The sequence below is a fragment of the Streptococcus mitis genome (assembly GCF_003942965.1).
In the GTDB taxonomy this organism is placed as follows: domain Bacteria; phylum Bacillota; class Bacilli; order Lactobacillales; family Streptococcaceae; genus Streptococcus; species Streptococcus mitis_BH.
The window spans coordinates 1-21081 of sequence record NZ_RJOG01000019.1 but is presented as its reverse complement, the minus strand read 5'-3'; the positions used below and the strand labels follow the sequence as shown (position 1 = coordinate 21081).

General features: G+C 40.9%; 26 protein-coding genes. 20 read left to right on the top strand and 6 right to left on the bottom strand.

What is annotated here, in order from left to right:
* Nucleotides 1-11 precede the first annotated feature (11 nt).
* From D8837_RS06860 to D8837_RS06830, 7 genes are all read left to right on the top strand, one after another.
* Nucleotides 12-1367 (top strand): PTS galactitol transporter subunit IIC, encoded by a 1356-nt coding sequence (locus tag D8837_RS06860; protein WP_125456581.1) that lies wholly within the window; start codon nucleotides 12-14, stop codon nucleotides 1365-1367.
* Between the two features lie 19 nt (nucleotides 1368-1386).
* Nucleotides 1387-1674 carry a PTS sugar transporter subunit IIB gene (locus D8837_RS06855; protein ID WP_125456580.1) on the top strand — a complete coding sequence of 96 codons (288 nt, stop codon included), beginning with the start codon at nucleotides 1387-1389 and terminating at the stop codon, nucleotides 1672-1674.
* A complete protein-coding gene (locus D8837_RS06850) occupies nucleotides 1675-2187 on the top strand; it encodes a YjbQ family protein (protein ID WP_125456579.1) in 513 nt (170 codons plus the stop codon).
* A gap of 5 nt (nucleotides 2188-2192) precedes the next feature.
* Nucleotides 2193-2861: a ribulose-phosphate 3-epimerase gene (rpe, locus tag D8837_RS06845; protein WP_125456578.1), complete on the top strand. Its 669-nt coding sequence runs from the start codon at nucleotides 2193-2195 to the stop codon at nucleotides 2859-2861.
* 10 nt (nucleotides 2862-2871) lie between these two features.
* The gene (gene hxlB / locus D8837_RS06840) at nucleotides 2872-3426 is read left to right on the top strand and encodes a 6-phospho-3-hexuloisomerase (protein ID WP_125456577.1); all 555 of its coding nucleotides are present in this window, start codon (nucleotides 2872-2874) and stop codon (nucleotides 3424-3426) included.
* A 366-nt stretch (nucleotides 3427-3792) separates the two neighbouring features.
* Nucleotides 3793-4341 carry a carboxymuconolactone decarboxylase family protein gene (locus D8837_RS06835; protein WP_033686525.1) on the top strand — a complete coding sequence of 183 codons (549 nt, stop codon included), beginning with the start codon at nucleotides 3793-3795 and terminating at the stop codon, nucleotides 4339-4341.
* Between the two features lie 108 nt (nucleotides 4342-4449).
* Nucleotides 4450-5349, top strand: a complete 900-nt coding sequence (locus D8837_RS06830) for a TDT family transporter (protein ID WP_125456576.1) — start codon at nucleotides 4450-4452, stop codon at nucleotides 5347-5349.
* Between the two features lie 23 nt (nucleotides 5350-5372).
* On the opposite strand, the gene serS is transcribed toward D8837_RS06830, so the two are convergent.
* The 3 genes from serS to D8837_RS06815 form a co-directional block, all read right to left on the bottom strand.
* Complete coding sequence (gene serS, locus D8837_RS06825) at nucleotides 5373-6647, bottom strand: serine--tRNA ligase (RefSeq protein ID WP_033686469.1); 1275 nt, start codon at nucleotides 6645-6647, stop codon at nucleotides 5373-5375.
* A 213-nt stretch (nucleotides 6648-6860) separates the two neighbouring features.
* A complete protein-coding gene (locus D8837_RS06820) occupies nucleotides 6861-7232 on the bottom strand; it encodes a DUF956 family protein (protein ID WP_000079349.1) in 372 nt (123 codons plus the stop codon).
* Nucleotides 7233-7234: 2 nt separating this feature from the next.
* A complete protein-coding gene (locus D8837_RS06815; RefSeq protein ID WP_125456575.1) occupies nucleotides 7235-8599 on the bottom strand; it encodes an aspartate kinase in 1365 nt (454 codons plus the stop codon).
* Between the two features lie 210 nt (nucleotides 8600-8809).
* Here D8837_RS06815 and D8837_RS06805 point away from each other — a divergent pair, with 210 nt between their 5' ends.
* The 13 genes from D8837_RS06805 (at nucleotide 8810) to D8837_RS06745 (ending at nucleotide 19370) form a co-directional block, all read left to right on the top strand.
* Nucleotides 8810-9595, top strand: a complete 786-nt coding sequence (locus D8837_RS06805) for an enoyl-CoA hydratase (protein WP_125456573.1) — start codon at nucleotides 8810-8812, stop codon at nucleotides 9593-9595.
* 93 nt (nucleotides 9596-9688) lie between these two features.
* The gene (locus D8837_RS06800) at nucleotides 9689-10123 is read left to right on the top strand and encodes a MarR family winged helix-turn-helix transcriptional regulator (protein ID WP_000386355.1); all 435 of its coding nucleotides are present in this window, start codon (nucleotides 9689-9691) and stop codon (nucleotides 10121-10123) included.
* Entirely contained in the window at nucleotides 10123-11097 is a 975-nt protein-coding gene (locus tag D8837_RS06795) for a beta-ketoacyl-ACP synthase III (protein WP_125456572.1), read from the top strand. Before D8837_RS06800 ends, D8837_RS06795 begins: the two co-directional genes overlap by 1 nt.
* A gap of 59 nt (nucleotides 11098-11156) precedes the next feature.
* Nucleotides 11157-11381, top strand: a complete 225-nt coding sequence (locus tag D8837_RS06790; protein ID WP_000257838.1) for an acyl carrier protein — start codon at nucleotides 11157-11159, stop codon at nucleotides 11379-11381.
* 116 nt (nucleotides 11382-11497) lie between these two features.
* Nucleotides 11498-12472: an enoyl-[acyl-carrier-protein] reductase FabK gene (fabK, locus tag D8837_RS06785; protein ID WP_049500269.1), complete on the top strand. Its 975-nt coding sequence runs from the start codon at nucleotides 11498-11500 to the stop codon at nucleotides 12470-12472.
* Entirely contained in the window at nucleotides 12465-13388 is a 924-nt protein-coding gene (fabD, locus tag D8837_RS06780) for an ACP S-malonyltransferase (protein ID WP_125456571.1), read from the top strand. The genes fabK and fabD overlap by 8 nt, the downstream gene beginning before the upstream one ends.
* Before the next feature lie 40 nt (nucleotides 13389-13428).
* Nucleotides 13429-14160, top strand: coding sequence for a 3-oxoacyl-[acyl-carrier-protein] reductase (fabG, locus tag D8837_RS06775; protein ID WP_049492977.1), 732 nt, complete (start codon nucleotides 13429-13431; stop codon nucleotides 14158-14160).
* A gap of 21 nt (nucleotides 14161-14181) precedes the next feature.
* The gene (gene fabF, locus D8837_RS06770) at nucleotides 14182-15417 is read left to right on the top strand and encodes a beta-ketoacyl-ACP synthase II (RefSeq protein ID WP_125456570.1); all 1236 of its coding nucleotides are present in this window, start codon (nucleotides 14182-14184) and stop codon (nucleotides 15415-15417) included.
* Between the two features lie 2 nt (nucleotides 15418-15419).
* Nucleotides 15420-15905 (top strand): acetyl-CoA carboxylase biotin carboxyl carrier protein, encoded by a 486-nt coding sequence (gene accB, locus D8837_RS06765; protein ID WP_049492973.1) that lies wholly within the window; start codon nucleotides 15420-15422, stop codon nucleotides 15903-15905.
* The gene (gene fabZ / locus D8837_RS06760) at nucleotides 15902-16324 is read left to right on the top strand and encodes a 3-hydroxyacyl-ACP dehydratase FabZ (RefSeq protein WP_049492970.1); all 423 of its coding nucleotides are present in this window, start codon (nucleotides 15902-15904) and stop codon (nucleotides 16322-16324) included. Before accB ends, fabZ begins: the two co-directional genes overlap by 4 nt.
* An 11-nt stretch (nucleotides 16325-16335) precedes the next feature.
* Nucleotides 16336-17703, top strand: coding sequence for an acetyl-CoA carboxylase biotin carboxylase subunit (gene accC / locus D8837_RS06755; protein WP_061589556.1), 1368 nt, complete (start codon nucleotides 16336-16338; stop codon nucleotides 17701-17703).
* 36 nt (nucleotides 17704-17739) lie between these two features.
* Nucleotides 17740-18606 carry an acetyl-CoA carboxylase, carboxyltransferase subunit beta gene (gene accD, locus D8837_RS06750; protein WP_061589555.1) on the top strand — a complete coding sequence of 289 codons (867 nt, stop codon included), beginning with the start codon at nucleotides 17740-17742 and terminating at the stop codon, nucleotides 18604-18606.
* Complete coding sequence (locus tag D8837_RS06745; protein WP_061589554.1) at nucleotides 18603-19370, top strand: acetyl-CoA carboxylase carboxyl transferase subunit alpha; 768 nt, start codon at nucleotides 18603-18605, stop codon at nucleotides 19368-19370. Before accD ends, D8837_RS06745 begins: the two co-directional genes overlap by 4 nt.
* A 102-nt stretch (nucleotides 19371-19472) precedes the next feature.
* On the opposite strand, the gene nusB is transcribed toward D8837_RS06745, so the two are convergent.
* The 3 genes from nusB to efp are packed head-to-tail and all read right to left on the bottom strand — an operon-like array spanning nucleotide 19473 to nucleotide 20862.
* Nucleotides 19473-19898 carry a transcription antitermination factor NusB gene (nusB, locus tag D8837_RS06740; protein ID WP_000203638.1) on the bottom strand — a complete coding sequence of 142 codons (426 nt, stop codon included), beginning with the start codon at nucleotides 19896-19898 and terminating at the stop codon, nucleotides 19473-19475.
* Nucleotides 19891-20280 (bottom strand): Asp23/Gls24 family envelope stress response protein, encoded by a 390-nt coding sequence (locus tag D8837_RS06735; protein ID WP_000510575.1) that lies wholly within the window; start codon nucleotides 20278-20280, stop codon nucleotides 19891-19893. The genes nusB and D8837_RS06735 overlap by 8 nt, the downstream gene beginning before the upstream one ends.
* 21 nt (nucleotides 20281-20301) lie before the next feature.
* Nucleotides 20302-20862 carry an elongation factor P gene (gene efp / locus D8837_RS06730; RefSeq protein WP_000568643.1) on the bottom strand — a complete coding sequence of 187 codons (561 nt, stop codon included), beginning with the start codon at nucleotides 20860-20862 and terminating at the stop codon, nucleotides 20302-20304.
* Between the last annotated feature and the right edge of the window lie 219 nt (nucleotides 20863-21081).

Below are 21081 nucleotides of genomic sequence, written 5' to 3'. Positions count from 1 at the left end.
AGGAAAAATAAATGAATGTTATTATAAATGGTATTCAATGGTTTATTGGATTAGGATCAACAGTATTTCTACCAGTAATCATTTTTATAATTGGATTGTTCTTTGGATTAAAGCCTGGAAAAGCTTTTATCTCTGGTATCACAGTTGGAATCGGGAGTATTGGACTTGGATTAGTACTCGATTTGTTATCGGGTGGTTTAGGTAGTGCAATTCAGCAAATGGGTGAAAAATTCGGAACTTCCCTGAACGTTTTAGATATCGGCGTTGGGGTAGGTGGACCTTTAGCCTTCTCCACATCTTTGGGAATTTTGATAATTCCAATTTCATTAATCTTGAATTTCATCTTAGTGATGCTTGGTTGGACGAAAACATTAAATGTCGATATTTGGAATTTTTGGTTCCCAATATTTTTAGGTATGCTTGTACAAACAGTAACTGGAAATTTTTGGTTTGGAATTATTGGAGCAATTGTAGCTGTTGTTCTACAATGGTTCTTGGCAGATGCAGCTCAAAAAGAGGTTAGTGAATTCTTTGGTTATCCAGGAATCGCAATTACACATATGATGGCATTGTCTGGAGTATTGTTTGCGAAACCTATGAACTGGATTTTTGATCGAATTCCGGGTTTTAATAAGATTGATGCAGATGCTGAAAGTTTGACAAAAAAATTTGGAATATTTGGTGACACTGTTGTTATTGGCTTGGTCATTGGGGTTGTTGTCGGATTCTTTGCAGGGTATGATGCAGCAGGAATTGGATTGCTTGGTATGAAAACTGCTGCAGTTATGAAGATAATGCCAAAAATGGTTGCAATGTTTATGGAAGGGCTGTTACCAATTGCTGAGGCTGCCAAAGAATTTACAGGAAAAAAATTAAATGGACGTGTGGTAAATATTGGGATGGATGCAGCACTTACAGTTGGCCATCCAACAGTAATGTCTACTTCATTGTTGTTAGTTCCCATATCGCTATTACTTGCAGTAATTTTACCTGGAAATAAAGTCTTACCTTTTGGTGACTTAGCATTCTTTGCATTTGCGATTTGTTTAATGATTCCATACTTCAAAGGAAACATTGTCCGTTCTTTAGTGGGGTGCTCCCTTTATCTAGTTATGACATTTTATTTATCTACGTGGCTAGCTCCTATTGTGACAGATCTTTTTCAAATGGCAAACTTTGATGTAGGTACATCTGGACTGGTTACTATGCTATTGAGTGGTTTGTGGCCAGCAGGGTTATTCGTTTTATTAGTTCAAAAACTAGGTATCTTGGGAATTATCCTTTTAGGAATTGTGGTTTTAGTAGCAATGTTTTATTTCAATAAAATTAAAGGAAGTAAAGCAAAAAATATGCAGGAATGTCAATAAAAAGAAAGTAGGAAAAATCATGAAAAAACTATTAGTAATTTGTGGTGCTGGGCACGCAACATCAACAATTGCGGTATCAAAAATAAACAAATGGTTGGAAGCTGAGAACTATACAGATCAGGTTAAAATTTATCAATCTAAGATTGCAGACGAATTGAATAAGATGGACGATTACGATGCAGTCGTCAGCACGACTATTGTCCCAGATTCAGTTAAAGATAAAGTGATTAATGGGGTAGGCCTATTGACCGGAATAGGGGCAGATAAAATATTTGAAGATGTAGCAACACGATTGGAACTGAAATAGATGATCAAACATGACACAATCAAAATACGTACAATAGAAGGACGTGCTTCTTATCATGATTTACGTGATGATTTGATTCGTATTGCATTAGAATCTGGATTGATAGATGGTGTGATGATCATTACCACTCCACATACAACTTGTTCATTCTTTTATGAAGAGACGATGCATGATGTGAATTATTTTGGTGATGATTTTCTACACGTAGACATTAATGAAGTAATGGAAAAGATAGCTCCAGCCATGACAACTGAAGGACAATATCACAGCCCAGGGCCAGAACATATTGCCTTTGGGACTTCATTAAGCGACCCTAATTATCCATCTGAAAAATGGGTGATGCTAAATACAGATGCACATCTGAAGGCATCAATTTATGGAACTAATTCTCAATCACTAATTTTGAAACAGGGAAAGTTGCAGATTGGGACTTTGGGTAGAGTGTATTTTGTAGATTGGGATCGTCTCCGTGAACGAGATCGTACAATTGATGTGATAATTATGGGAGAGTAAATTTGATGAAAGAGTATATTTTAGCACCTTCATTATTTAGTTCCAAAATCAGTCGCTTAGAAAAAACATTAAATTTTTTAAAAATGACTGGAGTAAAGTGGTTGCATGTTGATGTGATGGATGGTTGTTTTGTCCCGGATATGGCTTCAGGACCTAGTATTGTTAAAGAATTAAAAGAGGTTTCCAATATTTTGCTAGATGTCCACTTAATGATAGAAACACCTGAAAAAATGGTGCCAGATTTTCTTAAGGCTGGTGCTGACTCTATCACGTACCATGCTGAAGCTACTAATAATGGGATGTATATTATTCAAATGGTTAAGGAAGAAAAAAAGAAGGTCGGAGTCGCTATCAATCCATCCACTCCTGTTTCAATGATAGAACCAATTCTATCCGAAGTTGATCTAGTATTAGTGATGACAATTAATCCTGGCAGACCAAATAAAGAATTTATTTCTATAACTGTTAATAAGATTGCTGAACTCAACCAACTGAGAGAAATAAATGACTATCAATATTTGATTGAAGTAGATGGTAAAATTGACAACAATACGATTAAACCTTGTGCAAAAGTAGGCGCTGATATGTTTGTATCGGGTGGATATATTTTTGGGGAAGAGAACAACGAAGTTGAAATGATAACGAATTTAAAAACTGCTTTATCGGAAGTTTAGGAGGATAAAATTGGAAAATTATATTTTAAAGATCCTTAACGAACTGTTACACAATGCTGAAAAAATTAGCAGTGAACAGCTTTCTATCTTTCTAGAAGAAATTAAAAGAGCTAAGCATATTTTTCTTTCGGGCGCTGGTCGATCGGGTATTGTAATTCAATCGTTTGCCAATCGATTGATGCATCTAGGTTTTGATGTAAGTATTGTTGGTGAAATAAGCTCCCCCCATTCCCAACCTGGGGACTTATTGATTATCTGTTCTGGTTCTGGAGAAACCGATAGTTTAAAATTTTTAGCCAAAAAAGCCGTAGAAAGTGGTGTTAAGATTGGTTTGGTAACCATGAAATTGGATTCAACAATTGGCAATTTAGCTTCTTCAAGCTTAATATTACCAGGTACAACAAAAAACGAAAATAACTGGAATTCAAAGGGTTTTAAACAACCCATGGGTTCAGCTTTTGAACAGTTAGCTTTTTTGACCTTTGATAGTTTAATTTTAAATTTAATGGACGATACTGGGGAGACATCAGAAACAATGTTTAATAGACACGCTGATTTTGAATAACTGAGCTCTGAAACAAGATATCTATAAATAGTATAAACGATATCATAAAACAACAAACAGAATCTTACTAAGATTGGATTTATAATTTCTCAGGCCCGCTTTTTAATCCCTAATTGTCAAGTCAAGTGCAACAAAGTTGTTCTTCTGATTAAGTGAGTATCTTTCAAGAACCTGGGACAATAGTCTCTTATCTCCAAAAAAAGCAACGGATTGGAAATCTCTAGCTTTTTGTGGTTGAGAACTATTTTGTCCCAGGCTCTTTTGTCTTCATAAAAAATTTTTATCGATGCAATTTAAAATATATATTATACACGGTATAGAATCTGTGATAGACTAGATTTCAACAACATGAAAAGAGGTTTTATGATGACAACATTTACCATTCATACAGTCGAATCAGCACCAGCAGAAGTGAAAGAAGTTCTTGAAACAGTAGAAAAAGATAACAATGGCTATATTCCCAACCTAATCGGTCTCTTGGCTAATGCACCTACCGCCTTAGAAGCCTACAGAACTGTCGGAGCCATCAACCGTCGCAATAGCCTGACACCAGTTGAGCGTGAAGTAGTGCAAATCACGGCAGCTGTAACTAATGGTTGTGCTTTCTGCGTGGCAGGTCACACAGCTTTTTCCATCAAACAAATCCAGATGAATGATGACCTTCTGCAAGCCCTTCGCAATCGTACTCCAATCGAAACAGATCCTAAATTAGACACTCTGGCTAAGTTTACTTTGGCAGTTATCAATACCAAGGGTCGTGTAGGAGATGAAGCCTTGGGTGAATTTTTAGAAGCTGGCTACACCCAACAAAATGCCTTGGATGTGGTTCTTGGTGTTAGCCTAGCAAGCCTCTGTAACTATGCCAACAATCTAGCCAATACACCAATTAACCCAGAATTGCAACCTTATGCTTAATTCATATTTGAGTAAAATGAAGTCTGAAATAATCGGACTTCATTTTTTAAGTCCTCATTTAAGCGCTTTTATGCTATACTGAAACTAACATGATTATTGGAGGTTAGGATGAAAAAACTCCCCTTGGTATTTTCTGGTTGTTTGCTAGGTTTAGCAGGAGCTGGAAATCTTATTTTAGATACGTTGCCGTTTCTGTCCCATCTTTTTAGTCTGACAGGTTTGATTTTTTGGATATTCTTTCTTATTCTTCATCTCTTTAATTGGAAAGAAACCAAGCAAGAATTGACCAAACCTCCTCTTTTGTCAGGAATGGCGACTTTTCCCATGGCTGGGATGATTTTATCGACTTATGTTTTTCGCGTCTTCCCTCATCTTCCTTTGGTAGCGCAAGGAATCTGGTGGTTTTCATTTCTCTTGGATGTAGCCCTGATTGCTGGTTTTACCATTAAATTTGCCTGTCCGGGGCGGAGGGTTCATGCTACTCCAAGCTGGACGGTTCTCTATGTGGGGATAGCAGTAGCAGCCTTGACCTATCCTCTGGTAGGTATCATCGAAATTGCCTATGCGACCTTGAGTTTTGGTTTTCTCCTAACCTTCTATCTCTATCCCCTTATTTATAGTGATTTAAAGAAACAACCACTCCCCGTAGTCTTGCTTGGTCAAGAAGGAATCTACTGTGCTCCTTTCTCTCTAATCTTGGCTTCCCTAGTTCGAGTTGGAGGAGCCAGCCTACCGACTTGGCTATTAGTTGTGATGATTTTGGCTTCCCAATCCTTCTTTTTCTTTGTTTTGACTCGCCTGCCCAATATTTTAAAACAAGGTTTTCAACCAGCCTTCTCAGCCCTCACCTTCCCAACCATTATCACAGCTACTTCGCTTAAGATGGCTCAGGGAATCTTGAAACTTCCATTTCTGGATTATCTGGTACTGGCTGAAACCGCTATTTGCTTAATTATTTTGCTCTTTGTATTAGGCGCTTATCTGAATTGGTTACGAAAAAAGGTCTAGCTAGAAATAGCTAAACCTTATTTTTATGGTTTGATAACTTCAGCTCCACCCATGTATGGACGAAGTGCTTCTGGAATGGTCACAGAACCATCTGCATTTTGATAGTTTTCAAGAATAGCAGCCACTGTACGTCCAACTGCAAGTCCAGAACCGTTCAAGGTATGGAGCAATTTCACCTTGCCATCTGCTTCATCACGGTAACGGATTTGGGCACGACGGGCTTGGAAATCTTCTGTGTTTGAACAGCTTGAGATTTCACGGTAGGTGTTTTGTGCTGGAATCCAAACTTCTAAGTCGTAAGTCTTCGCAGCTGAGAAGCCCATATCTCCTGTAGAGAGAGCAACGACACGGTATGGAAGGTTAAGTTTTTGAAGGATGTTTTCAGCGTTGGCTGTCATTTTTTCCAATTCTTCGTAAGATTCTTCTGGTTTGGCAAATTTAACCATTTCAACCTTGTGGAATTGGTGCAAACGAATCAAGCCACGAGTATCACGACCAGCAGAACCAGCCTCAGAACGGAATGAAGGACTCATAGCAGTGAAGTAGATTGGCAGGTCTTTACCATCAAGGATTTCATCACGGTAGTAGTTTGTTAGAGGAACTTCAGCTGTAGGAATGAGGACATAATTGCTGTCGCTCAATTCAAAAGTATCTTCCTTGAATTTTGGATATTGACCAGTACCAAACATAGAGTCATGGTTAACCATGTAAGGTGTGATGACTTCAGTGTAGCCTTCTTTTCCATGTTCATCCAACATAAAGTTGTAGATAGCACGTTCCAAACGAGCGCCTAGACCTTTATAGAAGAGGAAGCGAGCTCCTGTTACCTTACCGCCACGTTCCCAATCAAGGATACCAAGGTCTTCGCCAAGATCCCAGTGAGCTTTTGGCTCGAAATCGAACTCGCGTGGAGTGCCCCAACGGCGAACTTCCACATTGTCATCTTCGTCAGCTCCAACAGGAACGCTGTCAGCTGGGATGTTTGGAAGAGTAGTGGTAAATTCTGTCAATTTAGCATCGATTTCTGCCAATTCAGCATCCAAGGCTTTGACTTCAGCAGATAGAGTTTGCATAGCAGCAATCTTGTCATCTGCATTTTCCTTATTGCGCTTAGCTTGGGCAATCTCAGCTGAAACTGTGTTACGTTCAGCCTTGAGAGTTTCAACCTTGACTAAAATATCACGACGTTTAGCATCGATTTCTTTCATCTCGTTTAAGACAGCAGCATCTACACCACGTGTAGCCAGTTTTTCTGCGACAGCATCAAAGTCTGTACGAATACGTTTGATATCTAACATAAGAACTCCTTTATGAAAAAAGCACACCTGACAAAGCGTTGGAGTGGCAGGGCCACGGTTCCATCCAACTTCACAGGAGTGCACTTGATTGTGTATGCAATTGTTACTAACGGTAGAATTTCACCTATCCCTCCTATCTGCTCGCAGCATCCGCAGACTTTCTGAAAGAAGAAGATAACCTACTTATCCGTTGCTATGATTATACTAAAGTTTCTACTTTTTTGCAAATAGATTTTTAAATTTTTGACCAATGGTCTGAATCAGAGTCGGAAGCTTGACGACCTTGTCGTTGCCCAGTTTTTCGCGAGCAATTTTGAGGATGGCACCTGAGTCTTTTGAAGCAAAGAGGAATTTTCCTCTGTCTGTAAAGACTTCGAAGTGGCGACTGATTTTTCGACCAGTGACATTGGCTCCAATTTGGTTGATATGGCTCCAAGGAATCTGAATAAATTGTTCAACATTGACATCTGGGTAAAATTCCAGAGCCTGATCTCCGACAAGGAATTTCCCAACTTTCCCAGCTATAGAGAGGTAGGAGGTGCCTGTCGTATTGAGGAGCACTGTTTTGTTAAGTGATTGAGCCATGGTTAGTCTTCCTTACTTTCGCCGAAAAAGGCATTGTAGAGGGCTTTGATTGCTGCTTTCTCTTGGTCTTTATTGACAACGAACATAATAGAAACTTCACTAGAACCTTGCGACATCATCTGAATGTTGATCTTATTTTCAGATAGAGCACGTGTCGCAGTAGCAGTTACTCCGATATGGCTCTTCATCTTTTCTCCAACAATCATAATGATTGAAAGGTCATGTTCGATTTCTGCATGGTCTACTTCAGCTTTTTGCACCAACTGACGAAGGATTTCTTCTTCCTTGATAGGAGTTAGTTCGCGAGAACGGAGGATGATTGAAAGATCGTCGATACCTGTTGGCATATGTTCCCAACCGATGTTAAGATCTTCAAGGATTTGAAGAACCTTGCGTCCAAATCCAACCTCACGGTTCATGAGGTATTTCGACATGTTGATGCTGACAAAGTCAGAATCACCGGCAATTCCTACAACTGGAAATTCATCACTACTGTGTTTTAGAACGATACGAGTACCTGGATGGTCAGGATTGTTGGTATTCTTGATAACCAGAGGAATTTTTCCTCGGTAGGCAGGAAGAAGAGCTTCGTCATGAAGAACTGAGAATCCTGCATAAGCCAACTCACGCATTTCACGGTAGGTCAACTCAGGAATCGAGTGTGGCTGGTGGATAATTCCTGGGTGAGCTGCAAAGATACCATCAACATCCGTAAAGTTTTCATAGAGATCAGCTTTAACCCCTGCAGCAATGATAGAACCTGTAATGTCTGAGCCTCCACGTGAGAAGGTACAGATTTGATTTTCCCTAGTAACTCCAAAGAAACCAGGAATGACAAGTACTTCATTTGCATTTGTCAATTCTTCAATCTTGTCATAACTTGATGGAATGATGCGAGCGTGACCAGGTTCACTTGTGACCACAATACCAGCTTCTCTAGGGTGAACATAGCGTGCATCAATCCCATTTTGATTAAAGTAGGCAGCAATCAATTTAGCATTGTTATTTTCACCAGCTGCTAGGAAAGTATCGTAGAGAAATTCATTTTCATCAATAGGAAGAGTGGCTAAGGCGCGAATGCTTTTGGAAATTTTTTCTAAAACAGCTGGTTTTAGCCCTAGTTCACTAACCATAGCAGCATAGCGGTCGATAATCCAGTTTTGACTCTTGCTAATATCGTTACCAGCAACATAGTCGCGGTAGTATTTAATCAAGGCATCCGTAACCTTAGTATCTTCAGCATTGCGTTTACCAGGCGCAGAAACGACGACAAAACGACGCTCTGAATCGCTTTTGACAATGTTTAAAACTTTTTCTAACTGACTAGCAGAGGCAAGAGAACTACCTCCAAATTTAACAACCTTCATAAAGACTCCTAAAGTAAGTATTTTATACGATTATAGCAGAAAGAAAGGCTTTTTTCAATGAAGAAAAGAAGATGCTTTCTAGGACAAAGCGAGCCTTTCTAATCGGCTGAGACACTTTTAGTCGATTTTTTATTGCTTTCTGCTCCTAAAAAAGATATACTTTGAAAATGAAATAATTTAAACCGCATATAAAATAAAAAAGGAGTCCTGATGGAACACATTATTTATCATCTTGAAGAGGATTTGGCAATCCTTACCTTGAATCGTCCTGAGGTCGCGAATGGTTTTCATATCCCTATGTGTGAGGAGATTTTAGAAGCTCTGACTTTGGCAGAAGAGGATCCGGCTGTGCATTTTGTCTTAATCAATGCGAATGGCAAAGTTTTTTCAGTTGGGGGAGATTTAGTAGAGATGAAGCGGGCAGTGGATGAGGATGATATTCCATCATTGACGAAAATCGCAGAATTGGTCAATACTATTTCTTATAAAATCAAGCAAATTGCTAAACCTGTCTTGATGGAGGTTGATGGGGCTGTTGCAGGTGCCGCAGCGAATATGGCTGTTGCTGCAGATTTCTGTCTGGCAACGGATAAGGCTAAATTTATCCAAGCTTTTGTTGGAGTTGGCTTGGCTCCGGATGCGGGAGGAATTCATCTCTTGAGTCGAAGTATTGGTGTGACGCGTGCTGCTCAATTAGCTATGACAGGTGAGGCTTTGACAGCAGAAAAAGCTCTAGAGTGGGGCCTGGTTTACCGTATCTGTGAAGCTGATAAACTTGAAAAGACGAGAGAACAGCTTCTTAAAAAATTGAGACGTGGCTCAAGTAATTCCTATGCTGCCATTAAGAAGTTGGTTTGGGAGAGCCAATTTAAAGATTGGCAAGATTATGCTACTTTGGAACTGAATCTTCAAGAATCTCTAGCCAAAACAGAGGATTTCAAAGAGGGAGTTCGGGCTCATTCGGAAAGAAGAAGACCTAAATTTACAGGAAAATAAAAAAATACTTGCACCATTCTTTGAACTTTGATATAATTCTCTTGTCAAATGTTTTGATTCTAAAAGTTTTTTTGAAAAGGAGGGAAGGAAAGATTGGACTACCAACGAATTAATGAATATTTAACGTCTATATTTAACAATGTCCTCGTTATTGAGGAAGTTAGCTTGAGGGGTAGTCGTTTCAAGGATATCTCCATCAAAGAAATGCATACGATTGATGTGATTGGAAAAGTTCCAGATGTGACACCAAGTCAAGTGTCAAAAGAGTTGATGGTGACTCTTGGGACAGTTACGACTAGTTTGAATAATCTCGAACGTAAGGGTTACATTGAACGCATTCGTTCAGAACATGATCGACGTGTGGTGCATCTGCATTTGACAAAGAAAGGTCGCTTGGTTCATAGGCTACATAAACGCTTCCACAAGGCCATGGTTGAAAAAATCATTGATGGTATGAGTAAGCAAGAAATTGAGGTTATGAGCAAAGGTTTGACTAATCTTTATCAATTTTTGGAGGATTTGAGATAATGGCTTTTGCAAAAATAAGCCAGGTTGCTCATTATGTGCCAGAGCAAGTGGTTACAAATCATGATTTGGCTCAGATTATGGATACCAATGATGAGTGGATTTCAAGTCGGACGGGAATACGACAAAGGCATATTTCAAGAACAGAATCTACTAGTGATTTGGCTACAGAGGTTGCTAAGAAACTGATGGAAAAAGCTGAAATCACAGGAGAGGAGTTGGATTTTATCATCCTAGCTACCATTACTCCAGATTCTATGATGCCCTCTACAGCTGCTCGTGTTCAAGCTAATATTGGTGCTAATAAGGCCTTTGCTTTTGACCTAACAGCGGCTTGCAGTGGATTTGTATTTGCTCTTTCAACTGCTGAAAAGTTTATCGCTTCTGGTCGCTTTCAAAAAGGCTTGGTGATTGGTAGTGAAACCCTCTCTAAAGCAGTCGATTGGTCAGACCGATCAACAGCTGTTTTGTTTGGAGATGGTGCTGGTGGAGTCTTGCTAGAAGCTAGCGAGCAAGAGCATTTCTTGGCTGAGAGTCTCAATAGTGATGGAAGTCGTAGCGAATGTCTGACCTACGGACATTCAGGCTTGCATTCTCCTTTTTCAGATCAAGAAAGTGCAGATTCATTTTTGAAGATGGATGGACGCGCAGTCTTTGATTTTGCTATTCGGGATGTAGCCAAGTCTATCAAGCAGACTATTGAAGAATCTCCTTTAGAGGCGACAGACTTGGATTATCTGCTACTTCATCAGGCTAATGACCGTATCTTGGATAAAATGGCTAAAAAAATTGGTGTTAACCGAGATAAACTTCCAGCCAATATGATGGAATATGGCAATACCAGTGCAGCCAGTATCCCGATTTTACTTTCAGAGTGTGTAGAACAAGGCCTCATCCGTTTAGATGGTAGCCAGACTGTTCTACTATCAGGCTTCGGTGGAGGCTTGACATGGGGCACGCTCATTCTTACAATTTAGGTAATCATGTGGTGAACACATTGTTATAAAAAAACTATTTATTTTAAAGGAGTCCTATCATGGCAGTATTTGAAAAAGTACAAGAAATTATCGTTGAAGAACTTGGAAAAGACGCATCAGAAGTAACACTTGAATCAACTTTTGATGATTTGGATGCAGATTCATTGGACTTGTTCCAAGTAATCTCAGAAATCGAAGATGCTTTTGATATCCAAATCGAAGCAGAAGATGACTTGAAAACAGTTGGTGACTTGGTTGCCTACGTTGAAGAGCAAACAAAATAAACAGAATATAAATAGAAGGAGTAGGGAAACCCGCTCCCTCTTGTTTAGGCAATAGTTTGATTGTCAAATTATGATGGTATCGAACTATTACGTAAGCAAGAAACGATGGAGGCACTATGAAAACGCGTATTACAGAATTATTGAATATTGATTATCCTATTTTCCAAGGAGGAATGGCCTGGGTTGCTGATGGTGATTTGGCAGGGGCTGTTTCCAAGGCTGGAGGACTAGGGATTATCGGTGGGGGAAATGCCCCTAAAGAAGTTGTCAAGGCAAATATTGATAAAATCAAATCATTGACTGATAAACCCTTTGGTGTCAACATTATGCTTTTGTCTCCCTTTGTGGAAGATATTGTAGACCTCGTTATCGAGGAAGGGGTTAAGGTAGTTACAACAGGCGCAGGAAATCCAAGCAAATACATGGAGCGTTTCCATGAAGCTGGTATTACAGTTATTCCCGTTGTTCCAAGTGTTGCCCTAGCTAAACGCATGGAAAAAATCGGTGCGGACGCTGTTATTGCAGAAGGAATGGAAGCTGGGGGACACATTGGGAAATTAACAACCATGACCTTAGTGCGCCAGGTGGCTGCAGCTGTATCTATTCCTGTCATTGCTGCAGGAGGGATTGCAGATGGTGAAGGTGCTGCGGCTGGCTTTATGCTAGGTGCAGAGGCTATTCAGGTTGGAACTCGTTTTGTCGTTGCAAAAGAGTCTAATGCTCATCCAAATTATAAGGCGAAAATTTTAAAAGCTAGAGATATTGATACTACGATTTCAGCTCAACACTTTGGACATGCTGTTCGTGCGATTAAAAATCAGTTGACTCGTGATTTTGAACAAGCTGAAAAAGATGCTTTTAAACAAGAAAATCCAGATTTGGAAATTTTTGAACAAATGGGAGCGGGTGCTCTAGCCAAAGCGGTTGTTCACGGAGATGTGGATGGTGGATCTGTTATGGCAGGTCAAATTGCAGGCCTTGTTTCCAAAGAAGAAACCGTTGAAGAAATCCTAAAAGATTTGTATTACGGAGCAGCTAAGAAAATTCAAGAAGAAGCCTCTCGTTGGGCAGGAGTTGTAAGAAATGACTAAAACAGCCTTTTTATTTGCTGGCCAAGGTGCCCAGTATCTAGGTATGGGACGGGATCTCTATGATCACTACCCGATTGTCAAAGAAACGATTGATCAAGCGAGTCAGGTACTCGGTTATGATTTGCGTTATCTCATTGATACGGAAGAAGAAAAGCTCAATCAGACCCGCTATACGCAACCAGCTATTTTAGCGACTTCAGTTGCTATTTACCGTTTATTGCAAGAAAAGGGCTATCAGCCTGATATGGTTTCTGGTTTGTCTCTTGGAGAATACTCTGCCTTGGTGGCCAGCGGTACCTTGGATTTTGAAGATGCGGTTGCCTTGGTTGCTAAGCGTGGAGCCTATATGGAAGAAGCAGCCCCTGCTGGTTCTGGCAAGATGGTGGCAGTTCTCAATACACCAGTAGAGGTCATTGAGGAAGCCTGTCAAAAAGCTTCTGAACTTGGAGTGGTTACCCCTGCCAACTATAATACACCTGCACAAATCGTGATTGGTGGAGAAGTGGCTGCAGTTGACCGAGCTGTCGAACTCTTGCAGGAAGCAGGTGCTAAACGCTTGATTCCTCTCAAGGTGTCAGGTCCTTTTCATACCGCTCTCCTTGAGCCTGCTAGCCAGAAACTAGCTGAAACTCTGGCTCAGGCAAGTTTTTCAGATTTTACTTGTCCCCTAGTCGGCAATACAGAAGCTGCTGTTATGCAAAAAGAAGACATTGCTCAACTCTTGACGCGTCAGGTCAAGGTACCAGTTCGTTTCTATGAAAGTATTGCGGTTATGCAAGAAGCGGGCGTAACCAACTTTATCGAGATTGGACCGGGGAAAGTCTTGTCAGGATTTGTTAAAAAAATTGATAAGACAGCTAAACTAGCCAATGTTGAAGATCAGGCTAGTTTGGAAGATTTGCTAGAAAACAAGTAATCCCTTCTCCCATAAATACAAGAGGAAACAGGAGAAAAGAATGCAACTAAAAAATAAAAATATCTTTATTACAGGTTCGAGTCGTGGGATTGGTCTTGCCATTGCCCACAAGTTTGCTCAGGCAGGAGCCAACATTGCCTTAAACAGCCGTGGGACAATCTCAGAGGACTTGCTAGCCGAGTTTTCAAACTATGGTGTCAAGGTGGTTCCCATTTCAGGAGATGTATCAGATTTTGCAGACGCTAAGCGTATGGTTGATCAAGCTATTGCAGAGCTGGGTTCAGTAGATGTTTTGGTCAACAATGCAGGAATTACACAAGATACCCTAATGCTCAAGATGACAGAAGCGGATTTTGAAAAAGTGCTCAAGGTTAACCTGACTGGTGCCTTTAACATGACACAATCAGTCTTGAAACCGATGATAAAAGCTAGAGAAGGTGCTATCATTAATATGTCTAGTGTTGTTGGTTTGATGGGAAATATCGGTCAAGCTAACTATGCAGCTTCTAAGGCTGGTTTGATTGGTTTTACCAAGTCTGTGGCGCGTGAAGTGGCCAATCGCAATATCAGAGTTAATGCTATTGCACCTGGAATGATTGAGTCCGATATGACAGCTGTTCTATCAGACAAGGTAAAAGATGCCATGCTGGCACAAATTCCTATGAAAGAATTTGGGCAGGCAGAGCAGGTTGCAGATTTGACAGTATTTTTAGCAGGCCAAGATTATCTAACTGGTCAAGTGGTTGCCATTGATGGTGGCTTAAGTATGTAGCAGAAGCTAGAGGTAAAAAAGATGAAACTAAATCGCGTAGTAGTAACAGGTTATGGAGTAACATCTCCAATCGGAAATACACCAGAAGAATTTTGGAATAGTTTGACAACTGGAAAAATCGGAATTGGTCCAATTACAAAATTTGATCATAGTGACTTTGATGTGCATAATGCAGCAGAAATCCAAGATTTTCCTTTTGATAAATACTTTGTAAAGAAAGATACCAATCGTTTCGATAACTATTCTTTGTATGCCTTGTACGCAGCTCAAGAAGCTGTCAATCACGCAGGTCTTGATGTAGAGGCCCTTGATAAAGATCGTTTTGGTGTTATCGTGGCCTCTGGTATTGGTGGAATCAAGGAAATTGAAGATCAAGTGCTTCGCCTAAATGACAAAGGACCAAAACGTGTGAAACCATTGACCCTTCCAAAAGCCTTGCCAAATATGGCTTCAGGAAATGTTGCTATGCGTTTTGGAGCAAACGGTGTTTGTAAATCCATCAATACTGCCTGCGCTTCATCAAATGACGCGATTGGGGATGCCTTCCGCTCAATTAAGTTTGGCTTCCAAGATGTCATGTTGGTAGGTGGGTCAGAAGCTTCTATTACACCTTTTGCTATTGCTGGTTTCCAAGCCCTAACTGCTCTCTCAACTACAGAGGACCCAACTCGTGCTTCCATTCCATTTGATAAGGACCGTAATGGTTTTGTCATGGGTGAAGGTTCTGGGATGTTAGTTCTTGAAAGCCTTGAACACGCTGAAAAACGTGGGGCTACTATCCTTGCTGAAGTGGTTGGTTACGGAAATACTTGTGATGCCTACCATATGACTTCTCCTCATCCAGAAGGTCAAGGAGCTATCAAAGCCATCAAACTAGCCTTGGAGGAAGCTGAGATTTCTCCAGAGCAAGTAGCCTATGTCAATGCTCACGGAACGTCAACTCCTGCTAATGAAAAAGGAGAAAGTGGTGCGATCGTGGCTGTTCTTGGTAAGGAAGTACCTGTATCATCAACCAAATCATTCACAGGACATTTGCTGGGTGCTGCAGGTGCAGTAGAAGCTATCGTCACAATCGAGGCTATGCGTCATAACTTTGTACCAATGACAGCTGGAACAAGTGAAGTATTAGATTATATCGAAGCCAATGTCGTTTATGGACAAGGCTTGGAGCAAGAAATTCCATATGCCATTTCAAATACTTTTGGTTTTGGTGGCCACAATGCAGTTCTTGCTTTCAAACGTTGGGAGAATAAATAAGTATGAATTTAAACGATATTAAAGACTTGATGGCCCAATTTGACCAGTCAAGTTTGAGAGAATTTTCTTATAAAAATGGGACGGATGAGTTGCAGTTTAGCAAGAATGAAGCTAGACTGGTGTCTGAAGTTGCATCTCAAGCCGCTCCAGCGCCTGTTCTAGCAACACCAAGTCCAGTAGCTCCTACATCTGCTCCAGTAGAAACTGTAATAGAAGAAACTTCGTCATCAGCAGAAGCAAGCGTAGCTGCTGAGGGAGATGTTGTAGAGAGTCCACTTGTTGGGGTGGCTTACTTGGCTGCTGGTCCAGATAAACCTGCCTTTGTAACAGTTGGTGATAGTGTTAAAAAAGGTCAAACATTGGTGATTATCGAAGCCATGAAAGTCATGAATGAAATTCCAGCACCTAAGGATGGTGTGGTAACGGAAATTCTCGTTTCTAACGAAGAAATGGTTGAGTTTGGTAAAGGATTGGTACGTATCAAATGATCGATATTCAAGGAATCAAAGAAGCCCTTCCCCACCGTTATCCTATGCTACTAGTAGACCGTGTCTTGGAAGTGCGCGAGGACACCATTGTTGCCATCAAAAATGTGACCATCAATGAGCCCTTCTTTAATGGTCATTTCCCTCAATACCCTGTCATGCCAGGTGTTCTGATTATGGAAGCCTTGGCGCAAACAGCTGGTGTATTGGAGTTATCAAAACCTGAAAATAAGGGGAAACTGGTCTTTTACGCTGGTATGGATAAGGTTAAATTCAAGAAGCAAGTTGTACCAGGCGACCAATTGCTTATGACAGCGACTTTTGTAAAACGTCGTGGCACCATTGCTGTGGTTGAAGCAAAGGCTGAAGTGGATGGCAAGCTTGCGGCCAGTGGTACTCTTACCTTTGCAATAGGGAACTAAGGAGGTTCTCCATGTTTCGAAAAATTTTAATTGCCAATCGTGGTGAAATTGCGGTTCGTATTATCCGTGCGGCGCGTGAATTGGGGATTGCAACGGTGGCGGTTTATTCAACTGCTGATAAGGAAGCCCTGCATACGCTTTTGGCAGATGAAGCAGTTTGTATCGGTCCTGGTAAGCCTACAGAGTCTTATCTCAATATTAATGCGGTTCTATCAGCTGCAGTCTTGACTGAGGCAGAAGCCATTCACCCAGGTTTCGGATTTCTCAGTGAAAATTCCAAATTTGCAACCATGTGTGAAGAAGTTGGTATCAAGTTTATCGGTCCATCTGGTCATGTCATGGATATGATGGGAGATAAAATCAATGCGCGTGCTCAGATGATTAAAGCAGGCGTGCCTGTCATTCCAGGTTCAGATGGAGAAGTGCATAACTCTGAGGAAGCTTTGATTGTTGCTGAAAAAATTGGCTACCCTGTTATGCTCAAGGCTTCAGCAGGTGGAGGTGGTAAAGGGATTCGTAAGGTTGAAAAACCAGAAGACCTCGTTTCCGCCTTTGATACTGCTTCAAGTGAAGCCAAGGCCAATTATGGCAATGGTGCCATGTACATAGAACGGGTTATCTATCCAGCTCGTCACATCGAGGTTCAAATCCTAGGAGATGAGCATGGACATGTGATTCACTTGGGGGAACGGGATTGTTCTCTTCAACGGAATAACCAAAAGGTTTTGGAAGAAAGTCCTTCGATTGCAATCGGAAAAACGCTGCGCCATGAAATTGGTGCTGCGGCTGTTCGAGCGGCAGAGTCTGTTGGTTATGAAAATGCAGGGACCATTGAGTTTCTTCTTGATGAAGCCAGTGGTAAATTCTATTTCATGGAAATGAATACACGTGTTCAGGTAGAGCATCCAGTAACAGAATTTGTTTCAGGTGTGGATATCGTTAAGGAACAAATTCGCATTGCGGCAGGTCAGCCTTTGTCTGTTAAGCAAGAAGATATTGTTCTGCGTGGTCATGCCATCGAGTGTCGGATCAATGCAGAAAACCCAGCCTTCAACTTTGCTCCAAGTCCAGGTAAGATTACCAATCTCTATCTGCCAAGTGGAGGAGTAGGCTTGCGCGTGGATTCAGCAGTTTATCCAGGTTATACCATTCCGCCTTATTATGATAGTATGATTGCTAAAATCATCGTTCACGGTGAAAATCGTTTTGATGCCTTGATGAAAATGCAACGAGCCCTCTATGAACTAGAGATAGAGGGGGTGCAGACCAATGCAGATTTCCAGCTTGACCTCATTTCAGATCGTAATGTCATTGCTGGAGATTATGATACTTCCTTCTTGATGGAAACCTTCTTACCTAAATATCAAGAAAAAGAATAAAATGACTTCAAGAGTTTAAACCGAAAAGGGGAATCAATGGCTCTATTTAGTAAAAAAGATAAGTATATTCGAATCAATCCCAATCGTTCGGTTAGGGAAAAACCTCAAGCTAAGCCAGAGGTTCCAGATGAATTATTCTCCCAGTGTCCAGGCTGTAAGCATACCATTTATCAGAAGGATCTGGGAAGTGAGCGTATCTGTCCACATTGTAACTACACCTTTCGTATTTCTGCCCAAGAACGCTTGGCTTTGACGATTGATATGGGGACTTTCAAGGAATTATTTACGGGGATTGAAAGCAAGGATCCCTTGCATTTCCCTGGTTATCAAAAGAAACTAGCAACTATGCGTGAAAAAACAGGTCTGGATGAAGCTGTTGTGACAGGAACAGCTCTTATTAAAGGTCAGACTGTGGCTCTTGGGATTATGGATTCTAACTTTATCATGGCTTCTATGGGTACGGTTGTAGGTGAAAAAATCACTCGATTATTTGAATATGCGACTGTTGAAAAATTGCCAGTTGTTCTTTTCACAGCATCTGGTGGAGCCCGTATGCAGGAAGGAATCATGAGTCTCATGCAGATGGCCAAGATCTCTGCAGCGGTTAAACGCCATTCAAATGCTGGTCTCTTTTATCTGACCATTTTGACAGATCCAACGACAGGTGGTGTGACAGCTTCTTTCGCTATGGAGGGCGATATCATTCTGGCTGAACCACAGAGCTTGGTTGGTTTTGCTGGGCGTCGTGTGATTGAAAATACGGTTCGTGAAAACTTGCCTGAGGATTTTCAAAAGGCAGAATTCCTACTGGAACATGGCTTTGTAGATGCTATTGTCAAAAGAAGAGATTTGCCAGATACGATTGCTAGCCTAGTCAGATTGCATGGAGGGTGTCCTAGATGAATATTGCAAAAATAGTCAGAGAAGCGCGTGAGCAGAGTCGCTTGACAACCTTGGACTTTGCGACAGGCATTTTTGATGAATTTATCCAATTACACGGTGACCGTTCTTTTCGTGATGATGGTGCAGTTGTCGGTGGTATTGGCTGGCTTGGAGATCAAGCTGTCACAGTGGTTGGTATCCAAAAAGGCAAGAGCTTGCAAGACAACCTCAAACGGAATTTTGGACAACCACATCCAGAAGGCTATCGCAAGGCCCTACGGTTGATGAAACAAGCTGAAAAATTTGGCCGTCCAGTTGTGACCTTTATCAATACTGCAGGTGCCTATCCTGGTGTGGGAGCGGAAGAACGCGGTCAAGGGGAAGCTATCGCTCGCAATCTTATGGAAATGAGTGATCTGAAAGTTCCGATTATCGCCATCATTATCGGTGAAGGTGGTTCAGGTGGGGCTTTGGCTCTAGCAGTTGCAGACCGTGTCTGGATGCTGGAAAATTCTATCTATGCCATTCTCAGCCCAGAAGGCTTTGCTTCCATTCTATGGAAGGACGGAACTCGTGCCATGGAAGCGGCAGAACTGATGAAAATCACTTCGCATGAGCTGCTAGAAATGGATGTGGTGGATAAGGTGATTTCTGAAACGGGACTTTCTAGCAAAGAACTGATTAAGAGTGTCAAAAAAGAACTCCAAGCTGAGGTAGCTTTACTTTCACAAAAACCTCTAGAAGAGCTGTTGGAAGAACGTTATCAACGATTTAGAAAATACTAATATAAAAACTAGAACTGGCAGTCAGTTCTAGTTTTTATGTGGTTCTTACTCTGTACAGAGGGGGAAGTCAAAAGGTGCTTGGAAGACCAAACACCTTTTCGATTATTCATTTTCTTCAGTTACAAATTGACTAAGCAGTCCATTGATAAAACGGGCTGATTTTTGATCTGAAAAATTCTTAGCAAGTTCAATAGCTTCATTGACTGCTACCAGCTGAGGTGTATCAAATGATGTGATTTCAAAGATACCTAAGCGTAGTAAGTTTTTTTCGACCAAGGTCAATCGTTCAACTGTCCAGCCTGACTTGAGGTGCTGGTTGATTTGTTTATCCAACTCGTCTTTTTGAGCTTGAACGCCAGAAACCAAGTTCAGAAGAAAGGCAGGGATTTGCACATCTGCATCTTCACGGTCATGCGTGTAGGCAAAGTGACAAGCTGTTTCCATATCTGTGCCGAATTCAAGGCTCATAAGAGCTTGAAAAGCGCATTTACGAAGTTCACGTCTAGATTCTAATAATGGACTAGTCATTGAGGAAGTCCTCGTTAAATAGATCTTTCAACTCAGGTTTTGGTGTTTTATCTGGAACGATTCCTGCAACATGGATGTTAACAGCAGCAAGTTCCACATCAGCCATATCTCGGACAGCATCTTTGACTGCTTTTTGAATAGCAAGAGCCACTTTTGGTACTTTCACACCGTACTCAAGGTAGAGATAAATGTCAGCAGTTAGTTCTTCGTTGCTTTCTTTTAAGTAGACGCCACGACCAAGAGAGAGTTTTGATAGGGTATCAGATACGGATTTATTTGAAAATGAGTGGACACCATCAACTTTAGCAGTTGCGATGGCAATGATTTTTTCAAGTACACGTGGAGCGATAACGATTTCGCCAAATTGTTCTTCAATTCCCATAGAATGACCTCTTTCTAGAGATTAGGCACGAGAAACGTAAGTTCCTTCTGCAGTGTTGATGATCAATTTTTGTCCAGCTTCGATGAAGTCAGGAACGTTGACAACAAGTCCAGTTTCCATAGTCGCTGGTTTACCAGAACCTGTAACAGTAGCACCTTTGATAGATGGTTGTGTTTCAGCAACTGTCAATTCAACAGTAGTTGGTACAGTTACACCGATTACTTCAGTTCCGTAGAATTGGATTTTCACATCAGAGTTTTCAAGAATGTAAAGCAATTCATTTTCAACATTTACGACTGGGATTTCGTATTGGTCGTAAGTTTCAGTGTTCATGAAGTAGGCAGTTTCATCCATTTTGTACAAGTATTGAGCTGGGACAGTTTCGATAATAGCTTGTTCGAATTTTTCTTCTGGACGGTAGCTTGTGTCAAAAGTAGAACCAGTACGGACATCACGCAATTTCATACGCATGATCGTGTTCCCTTTACCTGGTTTGTGGTGGCTAGCTTCCAAAACGCGGATCAATTTTCCGTCTGCAGTTTCAAATGTCATACCAGCTTTCAATTTGCTTGCTTCAATCATGTTTTTACCTCTTTAATAAATATTATTACTCTTCATTTTACCATAAAATGGCTAAAAAAGAAAGTTACAGGTAGGATAATGAAGATATTTGCAAAATTCAATCGAAATTTTAGTTGAGTTAGTTCCGGCAATATCGGTGAAACAAACTGTCTGAATGTGAATTGCATAATATTAGTATAGAAAATTATGCAAGCCTTGCAGCACTTGAACACCTTGGAG